Source organism: Bacillus sp. FSL R5-0397 (genome assembly GCF_038593395.1).
Lineage (GTDB): Bacteria > Bacillota > Bacilli > Bacillales > Bacillaceae > Bacillus > Bacillus altitudinis.
This window is the reverse complement of record NZ_CP151992.1, coordinates 18,613-34,529: the sequence shown is the minus strand read 5'-3', so window position 1 is coordinate 34,529 and position 15,917 is coordinate 18,613. Positions and strand designations below refer to the sequence as shown.

General features: G+C 41.7%; 15 protein-coding genes, 3 tRNA genes, 1 rRNA gene, 1 other RNA gene and 1 other annotated feature. Of the genes, 5 read left to right on the top strand and 15 right to left on the bottom strand.

All coding sequences use genetic code 11. From position 1 onward, the window contains the following. Nucleotides 1-28 precede the first annotated feature (28 nt). From NSQ70_RS00175 to tadA, 10 genes are all read right to left on the bottom strand, one after another. A tRNA-Ala gene (locus NSQ70_RS00175) sits at nt 29-104 on the bottom strand. A 14-nt stretch (nt 105-118) separates the two neighbouring features. Then, nucleotides 119-195 (bottom strand) — tRNA-Ile (locus NSQ70_RS00170). Between the two features lie 96 nt (nt 196-291). Further along, nucleotides 292-1,840: ribosomal RNA gene (locus NSQ70_RS00165) — 16S ribosomal RNA — on the bottom strand. A 276-nt stretch (nt 1,841-2,116) separates the two neighbouring features. Further along, the gene (locus tag NSQ70_RS00160) at nt 2,117-2,380 is read right to left on the bottom strand and encodes a pro-sigmaK processing inhibitor BofA family protein (protein ID WP_012009068.1); all 264 of its coding nucleotides are present in this window, start codon (nt 2,378-2,380) and stop codon (nt 2,117-2,119) included. 66 nt (nt 2,381-2,446) lie between these two features. Continuing rightward, nucleotides 2,447-2,671: a YaaL family protein gene (locus NSQ70_RS00155; RefSeq protein ID WP_008342008.1), complete on the bottom strand. Its 225-nt coding sequence runs from the start codon at nt 2,669-2,671 to the stop codon at nt 2,447-2,449. A gap of 18 nt (nt 2,672-2,689) precedes the next feature. Next, nucleotides 2,690-3,286, bottom strand: coding sequence for a recombination protein RecR (gene recR / locus NSQ70_RS00150; RefSeq protein WP_003218094.1), 597 nt, complete (start codon nt 3,284-3,286; stop codon nt 2,690-2,692). Nucleotides 3,287-3,301: 15 nt separating this feature from the next. After that, complete coding sequence (locus tag NSQ70_RS00145; protein WP_008342011.1) at nt 3,302-3,625, bottom strand: YbaB/EbfC family nucleoid-associated protein; 324 nt, start codon at nt 3,623-3,625, stop codon at nt 3,302-3,304. Between the two features lie 25 nt (nt 3,626-3,650). Continuing rightward, the gene (gene dnaX, locus NSQ70_RS00140) at nt 3,651-5,363 is read right to left on the bottom strand and encodes a DNA polymerase III subunit gamma/tau (protein ID WP_342502361.1); all 1,713 of its coding nucleotides are present in this window, start codon (nt 5,361-5,363) and stop codon (nt 3,651-3,653) included. 331 nt (nt 5,364-5,694) lie between these two features. Beyond that, an RNA gene (gene ffs / locus NSQ70_RS00135) (signal recognition particle sRNA large type) lies at nt 5,695-5,959 on the bottom strand. 76 nt (nt 5,960-6,035) lie between these two features. After that, nucleotides 6,036-6,512 carry a tRNA adenosine(34) deaminase TadA gene (tadA, locus tag NSQ70_RS00130; protein ID WP_008342015.1) on the bottom strand — a complete coding sequence of 159 codons (477 nt, stop codon included), beginning with the start codon at nt 6,510-6,512 and terminating at the stop codon, nt 6,036-6,038. A 79-nt stretch (nt 6,513-6,591) separates the two neighbouring features. On the opposite strand from tadA, the gene NSQ70_RS00125 reads away from it, so the two are divergent. The 4 genes from NSQ70_RS00125 to NSQ70_RS00110 all read left to right on the top strand — a co-directional run bounded on the left by NSQ70_RS00125 (nt 6,592) and on the right by NSQ70_RS00110 (nt 9,852). After that, complete coding sequence (locus NSQ70_RS00125; protein WP_243173227.1) at nt 6,592-7,146, top strand: isochorismatase family cysteine hydrolase; 555 nt, start codon at nt 6,592-6,594, stop codon at nt 7,144-7,146. Nucleotides 7,147-7,191: 45 nt separating this feature from the next. Further along, entirely contained in the window at nt 7,192-8,493 is a 1,302-nt protein-coding gene (locus tag NSQ70_RS00120) for a glycoside hydrolase family 18 protein (RefSeq protein WP_035391604.1), read from the top strand. A 79-nt stretch (nt 8,494-8,572) separates the two neighbouring features. Then, on the top strand, nt 8,573-9,196 hold the full coding sequence (locus tag NSQ70_RS00115; RefSeq protein ID WP_017366700.1) for a deoxynucleoside kinase: 624 nt from the start codon (nt 8,573-8,575) through the stop codon (nt 9,194-9,196). Then, entirely contained in the window at nt 9,193-9,852 is a 660-nt protein-coding gene (locus NSQ70_RS00110; RefSeq protein WP_024719578.1) for a deoxynucleoside kinase, read from the top strand. The genes NSQ70_RS00115 and NSQ70_RS00110 overlap by 4 nt, the downstream gene beginning before the upstream one ends. Before the next feature lie 84 nt (nt 9,853-9,936). Here NSQ70_RS00110 and NSQ70_RS00105 read toward each other — a convergent pair. From NSQ70_RS00105 to pdxS, 5 genes are all read right to left on the bottom strand, one after another. Then, nucleotides 9,937-10,029 (bottom strand) — tRNA-Ser (locus tag NSQ70_RS00105). 132 nt (nt 10,030-10,161) lie between these two features. Next, nucleotides 10,162-10,989, bottom strand: a complete 828-nt coding sequence (locus NSQ70_RS00100) for a methyl-accepting chemotaxis protein (RefSeq protein ID WP_008342025.1) — start codon at nt 10,987-10,989, stop codon at nt 10,162-10,164. Nucleotides 10,990-11,090: 101 nt separating this feature from the next. Continuing rightward, entirely contained in the window at nt 11,091-12,365 is a 1,275-nt protein-coding gene (serS, locus tag NSQ70_RS00095) for a serine--tRNA ligase (RefSeq protein ID WP_008342028.1), read from the bottom strand. Nucleotides 12,366-12,413: 48 nt separating this feature from the next. Further along, nucleotides 12,414-12,629, bottom strand: a binding site (T-box leader). Nucleotides 12,630-12,682: 53 nt separating this feature from the next. After that, nucleotides 12,683-13,273, bottom strand: a complete 591-nt coding sequence (pdxT, locus tag NSQ70_RS00090; RefSeq protein ID WP_342502360.1) for a pyridoxal 5'-phosphate synthase glutaminase subunit PdxT — start codon at nt 13,271-13,273, stop codon at nt 12,683-12,685. A gap of 20 nt (nt 13,274-13,293) precedes the next feature. Then, nucleotides 13,294-14,178: a pyridoxal 5'-phosphate synthase lyase subunit PdxS gene (gene pdxS / locus NSQ70_RS00085; protein WP_034666107.1), complete on the bottom strand. Its 885-nt coding sequence runs from the start codon at nt 14,176-14,178 to the stop codon at nt 13,294-13,296. A gap of 246 nt (nt 14,179-14,424) precedes the next feature. On the opposite strand from pdxS, the gene NSQ70_RS00080 reads away from it, so the two are divergent. Next, nucleotides 14,425-15,903 (top strand): PLP-dependent aminotransferase family protein, encoded by a 1,479-nt coding sequence (locus tag NSQ70_RS00080; RefSeq protein WP_008342034.1) that lies wholly within the window; start codon nt 14,425-14,427, stop codon nt 15,901-15,903. The last annotated feature ends 14 nt before the right edge of the window (nt 15,904-15,917 follow it).

The following is a 15,917-nucleotide window of genomic DNA, read 5'->3' as shown; positions in this document are numbered from 1 at the left end:
ATTGTTATCTAGTTTTCAAAGAACACGTTGGTGGAGCCTAGCGGGATCGAACCGCTGACCTCCTGCGTGCAAGGCAGGCGCTCTCCCAGCTGAGCTAAGGCCCCGATTTAATAGAAGATGGTGGGCCTGAGTGGACTCGAACCACCGACCTCACGCTTATCAGGCGTGCGCTCTAACCAGCTGAGCTACAGGCCCATCTTTCATATCGAAGATATGATGTTGTAGGATCTTTTGCAAGTTCCTTCAAAACTAAACAAGACGAAAAACGTACGCTGCTCCATATATCCTTAGAAAGGAGGTGATCCAGCCGCACCTTCCGATACGGCTACCTTGTTACGACTTCACCCCAATCATCTGCCCCACCTTCGGCGGCTGGCTCCATAAAGGTTACCTCACCGACTTCGGGTGTTGCAAACTCTCGTGGTGTGACGGGCGGTGTGTACAAGGCCCGGGAACGTATTCACCGCGGCATGCTGATCCGCGATTACTAGCGATTCCAGCTTCACGCAGTCGAGTTGCAGACTGCGATCCGAACTGAGAACAGATTTGTGGGATTGGCTAAACCTTGCGGTCTCGCAGCCCTTTGTTCTGTCCATTGTAGCACGTGTGTAGCCCAGGTCATAAGGGGCATGATGATTTGACGTCATCCCCACCTTCCTCCGGTTTGTCACCGGCAGTCACCTTAGAGTGCCCAACTGAATGCTGGCAACTAAGATCAAGGGTTGCGCTCGTTGCGGGACTTAACCCAACATCTCACGACACGAGCTGACGACAACCATGCACCACCTGTCACTCTGTCCCCGAAGGGAAAGCCCTATCTCTAGGGTTGTCAGAGGATGTCAAGACCTGGTAAGGTTCTTCGCGTTGCTTCGAATTAAACCACATGCTCCACCGCTTGTGCGGGCCCCCGTCAATTCCTTTGAGTTTCAGTCTTGCGACCGTACTCCCCAGGCGGAGTGCTTAATGCGTTAGCTGCAGCACTAAGGGGCGGAAACCCCCTAACACTTAGCACTCATCGTTTACGGCGTGGACTACCAGGGTATCTAATCCTGTTCGCTCCCCACGCTTTCGCTCCTCAGCGTCAGTTACAGACCAGAGAGTCGCCTTCGCCACTGGTGTTCCTCCACATCTCTACGCATTTCACCGCTACACGTGGAATTCCACTCTCCTCTTCTGCACTCAAGTTTCCCAGTTTCCAATGACCCTCCCCGGTTGAGCCGGGGGCTTTCACATCAGACTTAAGAAACCGCCTGCGAGCCCTTTACGCCCAATAATTCCGGACAACGCTTGCCACCTACGTATTACCGCGGCTGCTGGCACGTAGTTAGCCGTGGCTTTCTGGTTAGGTACCGTCAAGGTGCAAGCAGTTACTCTTGCACTTGTTCTTCCCTAACAACAGAGCTTTACGATCCGAAAACCTTCATCACTCACGCGGCGTTGCTCCGTCAGACTTTCGTCCATTGCGGAAGATTCCCTACTGCTGCCTCCCGTAGGAGTCTGGGCCGTGTCTCAGTCCCAGTGTGGCCGATCACCCTCTCAGGTCGGCTACGCATCGTCGCCTTGGTGAGCCGTTACCTCACCAACTAGCTAATGCGCCGCGGGTCCATCTGTAAGTGACAGCCGAAACCGTCTTTCATCCTTGAACCATGCGGTTCAAGGAACTATCCGGTATTAGCTCCGGTTTCCCGGAGTTATCCCAGTCTTACAGGCAGGTTACCCACGTGTTACTCACCCGTCCGCCGCTAACATCCGGGAGCAAGCTCCCTTCTGTCCGCTCGACTTGCATGTATTAGGCACGCCGCCAGCGTTCGTCCTGAGCCAGGATCAAACTCTCCGAAAAAGTACAAAACCGAAGTTTTGTTTTTCGTCAGCGTTTGACTGACTACCTATGATGTATCATAGGATTTTTTTATAAAAACTCGAATTAACAGGTACGTTTTGTCTTGTTTAGTTTTCAAAGAACTTGTTTACCGCTTCAGAAGCGACTAGAACATCTTATCACATCCAAGTTGTTAGTGTCAACAACTTTTTTGTTATTATGTTTTTTCGTTTCTTCGTCATCAGCGACGTATATTAATTTACCACCATATATAATCAAAGTCAACAATATTTTGCATTAAATAATAAACTTTTCAATTACGACTAAAGCTGCTACACCTGGAATGCCCAACAAACCACTAATTCCGCTCGTTACAGGGTTAATGGAAACATGAAGCCCTAAACTCTCGCCGAATAAATTGAGACAAAATAAAAAAAGAGCGCCTGCGACAAATTTTATTCCGATAAGCCCTAACCATTTGAATGGATTTGCTTGAACACCCGACATAAACAACAATAAAACAGCTAACAAAATTGAACCAATCACAATAACAGGTTCCATAATCCTCTCATCTCCTCTTCATATGAATAGTACAAGCATATGAGAGGATTATGGAAAATAGACCTGCTATCTCCAGTTGTTTAAACGTAAATTTCTCTTTTTCGCTTCTCTCAGATAGAAAAAGTACTTCGCTTGAGCAAGCTTTAATTCGAATAGAATGTCCGGTGAAGGCTCAACGCTATTTGCGACAAGCTTTTTTTGTCTGTTCCATTCTTCCTTTTGCTTAAAAAGCTGTTGAATTAATATCTCATCGAATTCTTTTCGAATTGATTTTCTGCGAAGAAAACCCATGTACCGTACTTCTCCTTCCTACATCTCACGTCTGCCTTCTAGAGCCTTAGAAAGTGTGACTTCATCCGCATACTCTAAATCTCCACCTACTGGGAGTCCGTGAGCAATGCGAGAGAGTTTAATTCCTGATGGTTTCAACAATCTAGAGATATACATGGCTGTCGCTTCTCCCTCAATGTTTGGATTGGTTGCAAGAATGACCTCTGTGACTTGATCGTCTTGCAATCTTTTTAATAGGTCAGGAATTTTAATATCCTCTGGCCCAATTCCGTCCATTGGTGAAATAGCACCATGAAGCACATGATATAAGCCGTTGTATTCTTTCATTTTTTCCATTGCGATCACATCTTTTGGATCCTGCACGACACAGATCACAGATTGATCTCTTCTTGTATCTTCACAAATATAGCAAGGATCCTGATCGGTGATATGTCCGCAAACAGAACAATAAGTTAAATTACGCTTTGCATTAACAAGTGCCTTCGCAAAATCCAGCACGACATCTTCTTGCATACTAAGAACAAAAAAAGCCAGACGGACCGCAGTTTTAGGTCCGATTCCTGGCAATTTCATAAAGCTATCAATCAGCTTTGATATTGGTTCAGGATATTGCATCTTCAGTTATTCCTCCTAGAATAAACCTGGCATGTTCATTCCTTTTGTGAATTGACCCATTGTTTCATTCGTTAGTTCATCAACTTTTTTCAATGCATCATTTGTTGCTGCAAGTACAAGGTCTTGAAGCATATCGATGTCTTCAGGATCAACAACTTCTTCATTAATCGCCACATCAACGACTTCTTTTTGTCCATTTACTTTTACAGTGACCATGCCGCCACCTGCCGTACCTTCAAGGACTTTTTCTGCAAGCTCTTCTTGAGCCTTAGCCATATCCTTCTGCATTTTTTGCATTTGTTTCATCATTTTTTGCATATTTCCCATTCCACCGCGCATATGAACACCACTCTCTTTCTAATTATTAATCTTTAATTTCAATTAAATCGGTTCCTACTAACTTCTTCGCTTCTGCAATTAATGGATCTTCTTCAGCAGAAGCTGCCTGACCATCTGCTTGTTCTTCAGGCTGATGATCTCTTAAAAATTCTTCTCTTATTTTACCCCATTGAGCGTCAGGAACGCCAACTAATTCCACTCTTTTTCCTAGCATAGATTCTAGCAGTTGCTCAAGATTGGTTCGAACACCACTTTTATCTTCGGCCACCATCTTACAATGTATTTCAAATTTGAATTTTAAAACAAAGGCATGAGTTGCCGCCGCAACTGGTTCACTATCTGTTAATAGCGCAGCGTGAGATACCTTATTTTGCTGTTTTAATTGGGCAAGAAGCTCTCCCCATTTGCCTTTTATTTTTTCTAGCTCCGGCCGCTTCGCTTCTTTTAAAATCTCATGAATTCGACCGACAGGTGCACGATAACCATTTTTATTACTCGTTTGAGGTCGAGGTGCTTCCGTTTTTGCTTGAGGACTCTGAGACTGAGTCATTGGAACACCCTCAGCTTTTAGCCTAGATAGCTCCTGTTCCAGCCTGTCTATTTTATTCGTTAACGCTGTTAGGTCGGAATCAGCCGGAGATGATACAGCACCAGCCGTTGACTGACAGAGCTTAACCACAGCTACTTCAAAGAAAATTCTAGGATGGTTTGTCCATTTCATTTCCTGATAGCTTTTATTCAGCACTTCAATCGTTTCATAAAGAAACTGAGGTGCCACACGTTCTGAAAGAGCCACAAACTTATCGTCGACTTTGACTTTTTCAAGGACACCTTCAAGATCCGGTGCTGTTTTGTAAAGAAGCATATCTCTAAAGTAGAAGATCATATCCTCTATTAATTTCGCGGCATCTTTCCCCTGTTGAAGCAATTCATTTAACGTATCCAGCGCTATCGCAATATTTTGCTCAAAAATGGCTTCAGCAAGCTGACTAATGAAATGCTGAGATACAGCACCTGTAATGAGCAGTGCATCATCAATTGTGAGCTGTTCACCACTAAATGAGATCGCTTGGTCAAGGAGACTGAGTGCGTCACGCATGCCTCCATCTGCCGCACTAGCAATAATCTCGAGTGAACCCTCTTGTATATTTAGGCTTTCTGCATCTACAATTTTCTCCATTCGTCCAACAATATCTTTTGTCGTGATCCGTTTAAAATCAAATCTCTGACATCTTGATATGATGGTAAGAGGAATCTTATGAGGCTCTGTGGTAGCCAAAATAAAGATACAATGAGCAGGTGGTTCCTCTAGCGTTTTAAGAAGTGCATTAAATGCCCCGATAGAGAGCATATGTACCTCATCTATAATATAAACCTTATATGTAACCGCTGAAGGAGCAAATTTCACTTTATCACGTATATCCCGAATTTCATCTACCCCGTTATTTGAGGCAGCATCTATTTCAATCACGTCTGAAATCGAACCGGTCGTAATCCCTCTACAGGCATCACACTCATTACACGGCTCACTAACAGGTGACTTTTCACAGTTCACTGCTTTCGCAAAAATCTTGGCAGCACTTGTTTTACCTGTTCCTCTAGGACCTGAAAATAAGTAAGCATGAGAAAACTTTTTCTGCAAAAGGGCATTTTGCAACGTTTTTGTGATGTGTTCTTGTCCAACAACATCCTCAAAAACTTGAGGTCTGAACACTCGGTATAAAGCTTGATAACTCACAAATACGCCCTCCTCCATTTATCATCATGTTCATTATACATGATGCAACGATCAATTCAAAAGTACACCTTTATTTTCTAATAAACGAAAAAGAGCATTTCCTTTAAAGACTTTTTACTTTTCTTGATTAAAAAACGTGTTTTCTTGCTTTCTGAAAATGTCTGTCAGATCAACAAGAACATTCGTTCCCTCTATGGATTGCTTCAAAAAAACCTCACCCTAAAAATGGCTTTTTTGCTATTTGTATAAACAAAACAACTGATATATTCTTTCAATAGCAACAAAAAACTCACCTAGATAAACTAGATGAGTTACATTTAATATTGATTTACCGTGCACCTTCTGTCGATTCGCTACCCCAAGCGTTACTTAAACAGTTAGCTCGGCCCAGGCAACCCTGCGGCACATGAGAGGTTTCACTTAATGCTGCTTCCTTCCGGACCTGACATGGTTCATGAATTCCCATTGCGCAGGACCCAGACGTCAACACCACTTATTTAAGGCAGACCTTGAAGTAAACGAACCTTGAGAAGGGATTCGGCCTCGCTAGAGCGGATTGCGAGTACAGGGCACCGCTACCTCCCCGCTTAGCACGGCAAAATGAATATTAAATTGTTGGTGACGCAGACATAAGTATACCTTCTAAGTGATAAAATTGCAAACGACATCCATTCATTTACTTTTCGCTTGCTTCTTCCGCTGACGGAGGTCTCGAAAGAACTGACTTAACAGCTCACCACACTCATTTTCAAGCACACCGCCAATGACTTCAGACTGATGATTGAACCGCTCATCGTCCAATAAATTCATTAAAGTACCAGCACATCCACCTTTAGGATCATAGGCACCAAAAACGACCTTTTTCACTCTTGAAAGTACAATAGCGCCTGCACACATTGGGCACGGTTCGAGTGTAACATAAAGTACAGCATCTTCTAAACGCCAGCTACCAGTCATTTTACACGCTTCATCAATAGCAAGTAATTCCGCATGAGCAATTGATCGCTGTTCACTTTCCCTTAAATTGTGAGCACGGCTTACAATTTGATCATCAACAACGATGACGGCACCGATTGGAACTTCTCCTATTTGTTTTGCTTTCAAAGCTTCAGAAATAGCTTCTTGCATAAACTGTTCATCTTTCGTCATAGCACGGCTCTCTTTTCATGTTTTTTTAAAGGATATTGAGGTTAACATATTATCACAATCTTTTAAAGGGGGTCTTGATTTGCCAAAACAACCAAAGGCACTGCTTATTATTGACATGATCAATAATTTTGATTTCGAAATGGGACATGTGCTGGCTGAAAAAACAGAGCAAATGACCAATAAAATTTTAGCCCTTAAACAACACGCTTTCAAGAAAAATTGGCCAATTATCTATATCAACGACCACTATGGACTCTGGAAGGCTGATATCAAAGCTGTTATGGAAACATGTAAAAACGAAAGAAGTGCCCCTATTTTAGAGCAAATGGCACCATCTAAAGATGATTACTTCTTAATTAAACCTAAGCACTCTGCTTTTTACGGAACAGCACTAGAGACACTCCTAAATGAATTAGGTGTGCAAGAACTTATTTTAACTGGAATTGCCGGAAACATCTGTGTCCTGTTCACTGCAAATGACGCTTACATGCGAGAGTACAACCTCACTGTACCTAAAGATTGTATTGCTTCAAATGATGATAGGGACAACGAGTACGCTTTAACGATGATGGAGAACGTTCTTCTCGCCAAAATCACAACCACTAAAGAGATCACGGATGAAAATCAAACATGATTTATCCATCACCCTCATAAATTGTTAGCAATAACAAAGGGGGCGTTGACCATTCAAATTTATGTTGTCAAAAGAGGAGATACGTTAAATGAGATTGCCATGCGTTTTAAAACAACGGTAAATGAAATCATTCGGACCAACGACATCGAAACACCAAATCAACTAGTCGTTGGACAAACAATTGTCATCCCTATTAGAGGTCAATTTTATGAGGTCAAACAAAATGATACACTTTATCAAATTGGAAGAAGATTTCAAATTTCGGTAGAAGAATTGGCACGTGTGAATCGGATTCGACCTGAAGCTATATTGCCTATTCGCTTCTTGCTTTATATTCCACAAAGACCGAAAAGAAATATTAATTCTAATGCTTATATAGAACCACGCGGAAACCAAGTCAGCGAAAATTTAAAGCAAGCAGCCAGAGAGGCATCTCCATACTTAACACATCTCGGCGCTTTTAGTTTTCAAGCGCAAAGAGACGGAACACTTCGCGAGCCACCATTAGATCAATTGCCTCAGATTGCCGCTCAAAGCAGAACGGTTTTATCCATGGTAGTCACAAATCTAGAGAATGATAAATTTAGTGATGAACTCGGGCGAATCCTTTTAACAAATCAATCTGTCAAAACGACATTATTAAATGAAATCGTCCGCGTTGCTCAAAAGTATCAATTAAAAGAAATCCATTTTGACTTTGAATATTTACGCCCTGTTGATAAAGAAGCCTACCTTCAATTTTTAAGAGAAGCAACAACTCGTTTTCATCAACAGGGTTGGACTATTTCTGTGGCACTCGCTCCTAAAACAAGCAGTGAACAGAAAGGAAAATGGTATGAGGCGCATGACTATGAAGCAATTGGAAAGATTGTTGATCATGTTGTGCTAATGACTTATGAGTGGGGCTACAGCGGCGGGCCTGCACAAGCCGTCTCTCCGATCGGCCCTGTCCGCCAAGTCATTGAATATGCACTGACTGTCATACCTGCCAATAAAATTGTGATGGGGCAGAATTTATATGGATATGATTGGACACTCCCTTATGTTCAAGGAGGCCCTATCGCCAAAGCCGTCAGCCCTCAACAAGCGATCGCCATTGCTAGAGAGAATAATGTATCCATTTTATATGACGAAACAGCACAAGCACCTTATTTCCGTTATACAGATGCTAACAACAAAGAACACGAGGTTTGGTTTGAAGATGCAAGATCCATTCAAGCCAAATTTAATCTCATTAAAGAGTTAAACCTAAATGGAATTGCTTACTGGAAATTAGGTCTATCCTTCCCACAAAACTGGTTGTTGTTATCAGATCAATTTAATATTGAAAAAAGAACGACATCGTAATTCATACGCTCTATCTCTCAGAAGGGGTATGGTACAATATACATTGGTTTGACAACTTTATAGATAGAGGAGAACGCCTATGTATCCTGCCCCTTTTATTGCAGTGGAAGGCCCAATTGGAGCCGGAAAAACAACCTTGGCTACAATGCTTTCAAAGGAATTTCAATTTCCTTTAGTAAAAGAAATTGTAGAAGAAAATCCATTCTTAGATAAATTTTATGAAGATATGGAACAATGGAGCTTTCAGCTTGAGATGTTCTTTCTATGCAATCGGTTTAAACAGTTAGAATCTATTGAAGAGAACTATGTCAAAAAACAGCAGCCGATTGTCACTGATTATCATGTCTATAAAAATATGATCTTTGCAGAAAGAACCTTATCTAAAAAGCACATGGATAAATACAGAAAGATCTATCACTTGCTGACAGATGATCTTCCTAAACCAAATGCCATGATCTATATAAAAGCCAGCCTTCCCACCTTACTTGATAGAATAAAGATGAGAGGCCGATCTTTTGAAGAAGACATTGATCCAGCTTATTTAAAAACCCTGATTGAAGATTATGAGTTAGCCATCGAGCATTTAAAACAAACTGACCCAGGTCTTCCTATCATTACAATTGAAGGCGATCATACTGACTTCGTTTCCTCACAGCAAGATTACCAGCAAATTGTACAGAACATAAAGGAGCAAGTACTATGAAAAATATTGAAATACCAAAGGATGCTGTCATTACAATTGCAGGGACAGTTGGTGTCGGAAAATCGACCATGACGAAAACAATAGCGGACAAGCTAGGATTTCAAACTTCTCTCGAAAAAGTAGATGATAATCCATACTTAGAGCCTTTTTATTCAGATTTCCAAAGATGGAGCTTTCATTTACAGGTCTATTTCCTAGCTGAACGTTTTAAGGAGCAGAAACGAATCTTCGAGTCTGGTGGAGGTTATGTACAAGATCGGTCCATTTATGAGGACACTGGTATTTTCGCTAAAATGCACGCAGACAAAGGTACCATGTCAGAGGTAGACTATGAAACGTATACGAGTCTATTTGAGGCGATGGTGATGACACCTTACTTCCCTCACCCAGATGTCCTTATCTACTTACATGGGGACTTAGATCATATATTACATCGTATTGAAGAGCGCGGGAGAGAGATGGAAACTCAAACCGATCGAGCATATTGGGAAGAAATGTACACTCGATATACAGAATGGATCGAACAATTTGATCTGTGCCCTGTGATTAAAATTAACATTGAAGATTATGACTTACTTCATGATGAAAGCTCACTTGATCCAATTCTTCATGAAATTGCTTCTGTTATTCAAAAAAATCGCTCTAACACAAAATAAAAAAAACCGCTGCATTTCTCGAATGCAGCGGTTTGACAATTTCCAATTTTTATGCGTTTCAATTCAACTAAGGTAAAATCAATATGGCGGAGGAAGAGGGATTCGAACCCCCGCGGGCTTTGACACCCCTGTCGGTTTTCAAGACCGATCCCTTCAGCCGGACTTGGGTATTCCTCCGTATCGACAAGAATTAATATATCATATCATCTTATTTTAAGTCAACATCTTTTCGAAAAAATTTTCAACATTTGATTTTGGTATGATGTTTAGCCTATAAAAAGCAGCCGATTATCGGCTGCTCTTCATCTCTTACGTATCCTGTCTAATTTCTTCTATAAAAAGATTCATCTCTTCTTTAAAATCATTTAATGACTCAATTATCTTTGTAAAGTCTGTCACTTGTTTAGCTTGTTCGTTTGTTGAACTGCTGATTTGTGAGATATTTTCAGATAAAGTGCCAATGCTGTCTTGGATTTCTTTTAAAAATGCATTAATGGTTTCAGCTGCTTCCTTTGATCCATCTGATAACTTTCGTACCTCGTCTGCAACAACAGCAAAGCCTTTTCCATTTTCACCTGCTCTTGCCGCTTCAATTGCAGCATTGAGTCCTAACAGATTTGTTTGTCTCGCAATACCGCCAATGGTTTTGACGACTTCTTCAATGTTTGCGGATTTCTCTTCTGCTCTTCCGGCCTGTTCACTAATTTCTAAGCTTGTCGCAGCCAGTTCTTGAGAATGAGCAGCAATTTGCTCAATTCCACCTTGTAACTCTTTCGCTACTTTATTGATATGTTCCATATAGCCGCTTAATTTCTTCTCACGATGATGTGAAAAAGCCACTAAAAAAGAGCCAATCACTTTTCTATCTTCATCAAAAATCGGATAACCTTTTACAGCAATTTCATAACCATATAAAGACTCTGGCAAATGCCCATCATATTCTTGTCCTCTTAATGTCGTCGCCACGTTTTGGTCCTCTGGGTTTAAAGCGTCCCCTACTTTAATGCCAAAATCTACTGTGGTCGATGGATAATAGCAAAGTACCTTTTCTGTATCAGTGATGCCGAAAAGAACACTTTCATCTAGAACTTTTCTGAGTAATTGAGCCATTTCAACATAATAGTCAAGCCTATTCAAGGTTATTCCTTCTTTCCTAGATGCTTTTAGTTCTTTTATCGGCTTATTTTAGAAAAGCTGTAGAAGTTTAGGTAAAAAGAATAAGATGCCATGACGGCATCTTATTTTATCACTTCTTTATTTCCCATATAAGGACGTAACACCTCAGGAATGATCACTGTTCCATCCTCTTGTTGATAGTTTTCTAAAATGGCTGCAACAGTTCTTCCTACTGCTAAACCAGATCCATTTAATGTGTGGACGTGTTCTGGCTTTGCTTTAGGCTCAGGGCGGAAACGAATGTTTGCTCGTCTCGCTTGGAACGCTTCAAAGTTACTGCAAGAAGAAATTTCACGATACGTATTTTGGCTTGGAATCCATACTTCGATATCGTATTTCTTCGCAGCCGTAAAGCCTAAATCTCCTGTACACATGCTCATGACACGGTATGGCAGGTTCAATAATTGAAGAACTTTTTCTGCTTGGTTTGTTAGTTTTTCTAATTCTTCATAAGAATCTTCTGGTCTGACAAATTTCACAAGCTCTACTTTGTTAAATTGGTGCTGACGGATGAGTCCGCGCGTATCTCTGCCAGCAGAACCAGCTTCTGATCTAAAGCAAGCACTAAATGCTGCATAATTGATTGGCAGCTGCTCTCCTTCAAGAATTTCATCACGGTGCATGTTCGTAATTGGCACTTCAGCCGTTGGAATGAGGAAATAATCTTCTTCTCGAATTTTAAAAGCATCCTCTTCAAACTTTGGAAGCTGTCCGGTTCCTGTCATGCTTGCTCTGTTGACCATATAAGGTGGTAGTACTTCAGTAAAACCAAATTCATCTACGTGTAAATCCAGCATAAAGTTATAAAGTGCACGCTCTAACCGTGCGCCTAGCCCTTTATAAAAAACGAAACGGCTTCCTGTCACTTTTCCTGCACGTTCAAAATCCAAAATTTTCAGCTCATCGGCTACATCCCAATGCGGCTTTGGTTCAAATGAGAAGGCTGGCTGTTCGCCCCATTTTCTCACTTCAATGTTGTCATCTTCTGTTTCACCGACTGGTACAGAGTCATGAGGGATGTTTGGAATTGAGAATAGGATGGTTTGCAGGCTTTCCTCTACTGTTCTTAATTCATCATCTAACTTCTTAATCTCATCGCCTACCTCACGCATTTCTTGAATAATGTGATCGGCGTCTTTCTTTTCTCTTTTTAGAACAGCCACTTGCTGTGATACTTCATTTCTTCGGCTCTTTAATACTTCTGTTTTGCCGATTAATTCTCTTCTTTTTTGATCCAGCTCACCAAACTTATCAAAATCCGCTAAATCTTCGCCTCGATGGGCTAATTTTTCTTTGATTTGATCAAAATCCGTGCGCAGTTGTTTAATATCCAGCATGTGTAACACTCCTTTTTTATCGAAAAATAAAAAGAGCCCTCATCCCATGAAAGGGACGAGAGCTCTCGCGTTGCCACCCTGATTGAAAACACGCCAAAAGCATGCTTTCCTCTTTCCTCTGTAACGGCATCACCGTAAATGCTTACTTCATGTTTCAGCATTTCGCTCAAGGATGGATTCAGAATGCATCTTTCACCGATTCTCACCAACCATCGGCTCTCTGAGAAAGAGGGGCTTCTTACTATTTCCCGTCAACGCTTTTTCGATCTTTGATTGTGATTTTAATGTACTATAAGTTTTATCTCTTTTCAACCGTTTTATACAGCAAGCTTCGTTTTATAGGACTCCACCATCTCAACAAACAGCTGTGTTAACCGATGGTCGTCTGTCAGCTCTGGATGAAAAGAACAACCTAAGATATTGTTTTCTTTCGCCATCACAATCCTGCCGTCATACTCAGCCATGACCTCTACGCCCTCATCTGCGCTGATGATATGAGGCGCACGGATGAACACTCCTGTAAACGGCGCATCCAGTCCTTTCACTTCTACATCTGCTTCAAAGCTGTCTACCTGTCTGCCAAACGAATTACGTGCAACAGATACATTTAACAGTCCAAGATGAGCATCTTCTCGATCTTCTATATGCTTTGCCAGCATAATCAAACCGGCACAAGTCCCAAATATCGGTTTACCTTGAGCAGCGAACGCTTTAATCGGTTCAATGAATTGGTACGTATCCATGAGTCTTCTCATCGTCGTACTTTCACCACCAGGGATAATGAGACCGTCAACAATTTCTAACTCCTCTACCCGCTTGATGATCTTTCCCTCTGCGCCACAAGCTTCAATCGATTGAATATGCTCTCTCACCGCTCCTTGAAGCCCTAGTACACCAATTGTTAGCATGTTCGTTTGCGCTCCCTTAATTACCAGCCACGCTCTTGCATACGCTCTTCTGGCAATAGATTTGAAATTTCAATTCCTTTCATCGCTGTTCCAAGCTCTTTAGAAAGCTCTGCAATTAGACGGTAATCTGTGAAATGAGTCGTTGCTTCTACAATCGCTTTTGCAAACTTAGCTGGATTGTCTGATTTGAAGATACCAGAGCCGACAAATACACCATCTGCGCCAAGCTGCATCATTAATGCTGCATCTGCTGGTGTTGCAACACCTCCAGCAGCAAAGTTTACAACTGGCAATTTGCCATCTTTTTTAATTTGAAGCAATAATTCATAAGGTGCGCCTAAATTCTTGGCTTCTGTCATCAATTCATCTTCACTCATTGCCGCCACTTTACGAATTTGAGCATTGACCTTTCTCATATGACGAACAGCTTCTACAATATTTCCTGTACCAGGCTCACCTTTTGTACGCAACATAGATGCACCTTCTGCAATACGACGAGTCGCCTCACCTAAATCACGGCAGCCACATACGAAAGGAACCGTATATTCATTTTTATTTAAATGGAATTCCTCATCTGCGGGCGTCAGCACTTCACTCTCATCAATATAATCAACACCAAGTGCTTCAAGAACACGAGCTTCCACGATGTGGCCGATACGTGCTTTTGCCATGACTGGAATCGTTACTGCATTTTGTACTTCTTCTACGATTCTTGGATCTGCCATACGGGCAACACCGCCTGCTGCACGGATATCAGCTGGTACCCGTTCTAGTGCCATTACTGCCACTGCGCCTGCTTCTTCTGCGATTTTTGCCTGCTCAGCATTGACGACATCCATAATGACGCCACCTTTTTGCATTTCTGCCATTCCACGTTTTACTCGTTCAGTTCCCTTATTGCTCACAATTGTTTCCTCCCATTTGTCTATTCGATTGATTCAACACCTTTATCATACAAGCGATAGAGTATAACAATAAAGAGAATAGTATAACAATTCAATCAGCTCACAAAAAAGAAGAAACCCTTATATATCAAGATTTCATAGTTAAAAAAGCATCACTCCCTCTTTTAAGTGTTATTAACATGTTATAATACATCTATAACAATTCGAAACCATCTATAACAATTCCACACCCATTGGAGGATTTTCATGCATATTGATATCCATCGACATTCAGATACATCTCTTTCAAATCAGATTTACTTTTCCATCGTTGATCACATTCAATCAGGTCTGCTTCAGCAAGGCGATAAGCTGCCGACTGTACGTGATCTAGCGAAACAGCTGAATGTGAGTCTTGTCACAGCAGCAAAAGCCTATACACGGCTTAAGGACGACGGATTTTTAACGACTGTACAAGGGAAAGGTACGTTTGTGAATGAGCAGCATGAGCAAACCGACATCCCGGTTCAATCATCTACTTCTTTCGATTGGCAGTTATCGATCCCAGATTATTTACCAAGGTCTCAATTCGCTCAGTATCACTATGTCGAAGAAGCCATTAATCTTTCTTCCTCTATGATTGATCCTGGTCTTTTACCTAACCGGTATTTAGAAAAAGAAATGCAGCATGTCCTAGCCCGGCATCCTCAAATCATGTCAAAATACGGAGAAATACAAGGTGACCTTCAGCTTCGTCAGGTCATTCAATCATTTCTAGAAAAATTAGATGTCCCTTCTACTCCTGAAAATATCCTTGTCACTAGCGGTTCTCAGCAAGGACTTGATTTAGTGGCACGTACATTTATCGGGCCGGATGATGTAGTTGTCATGGAGGCGCCCACTTATCCAGGCGCAATTGATGTCTTTATGGGGAGAGGGGCACGAATTATTACGGTTCCTGTCGATCATGAAGGAATGAACATGAAACAGCTTCAAAGCATTTGTGATAAATATAAACCAAAGCTCATCTATACCATTCCTACTTTTCACAGTCCTACAGGCGCTAGTATGTCGATGAAACGAAGAAAACAGCTGCTTTTACTGGCACAAAGCATTGATTGTCTCATTGTAGAGGATGATCCTTATCGTGAGCTTTATTTTGAAAAGAAACCGCCGGCACCCATTAAAAGCCTAGATCACGATGGACACGTCATTTATTTACGAGGATTAAGCAAGACACTGGCTCCAGGATGCAGAATTGGAATTATTACAGCGTCAGGCTCTATATTTAACCGTTTATTAGCAGCAAAAGCCAATAATGATTTAGGTAGCCCGCTTCTCACCCAAAAGGCGATCTTACCGTTTCTCACTTCCAAGAAAATGATCGATCATACGAAAAAATTAAGAACTGCCTTGAAGGTGAGACGCGATTTGATGATGGATGTGTTGACAAAGCATGCGCCAAAGGACGTCACGTGGCAAATCCCACAGGGCGGGCTCAATTTGTGGCTTAGCTTTCCTTCCTGGGTCGATACACGTGCCCTATTACATGAGGCACGGAAGCAGCAAATCACCTTCCTGCCTGGCTCTGTCTGCTATCCTGGGGAGCCGAAGCAGAATTATATACGTCTCAGTTTTTCTTATGTGAATGAAAAGGCACTGACGGAAGGTATGGAAAAGTTATGTGGTATTTTTCAGCAGGCCTTGTCTACACCTCAAAACCACAAACAATCTCTTTTCTTTTAACGATAAAAAAACTG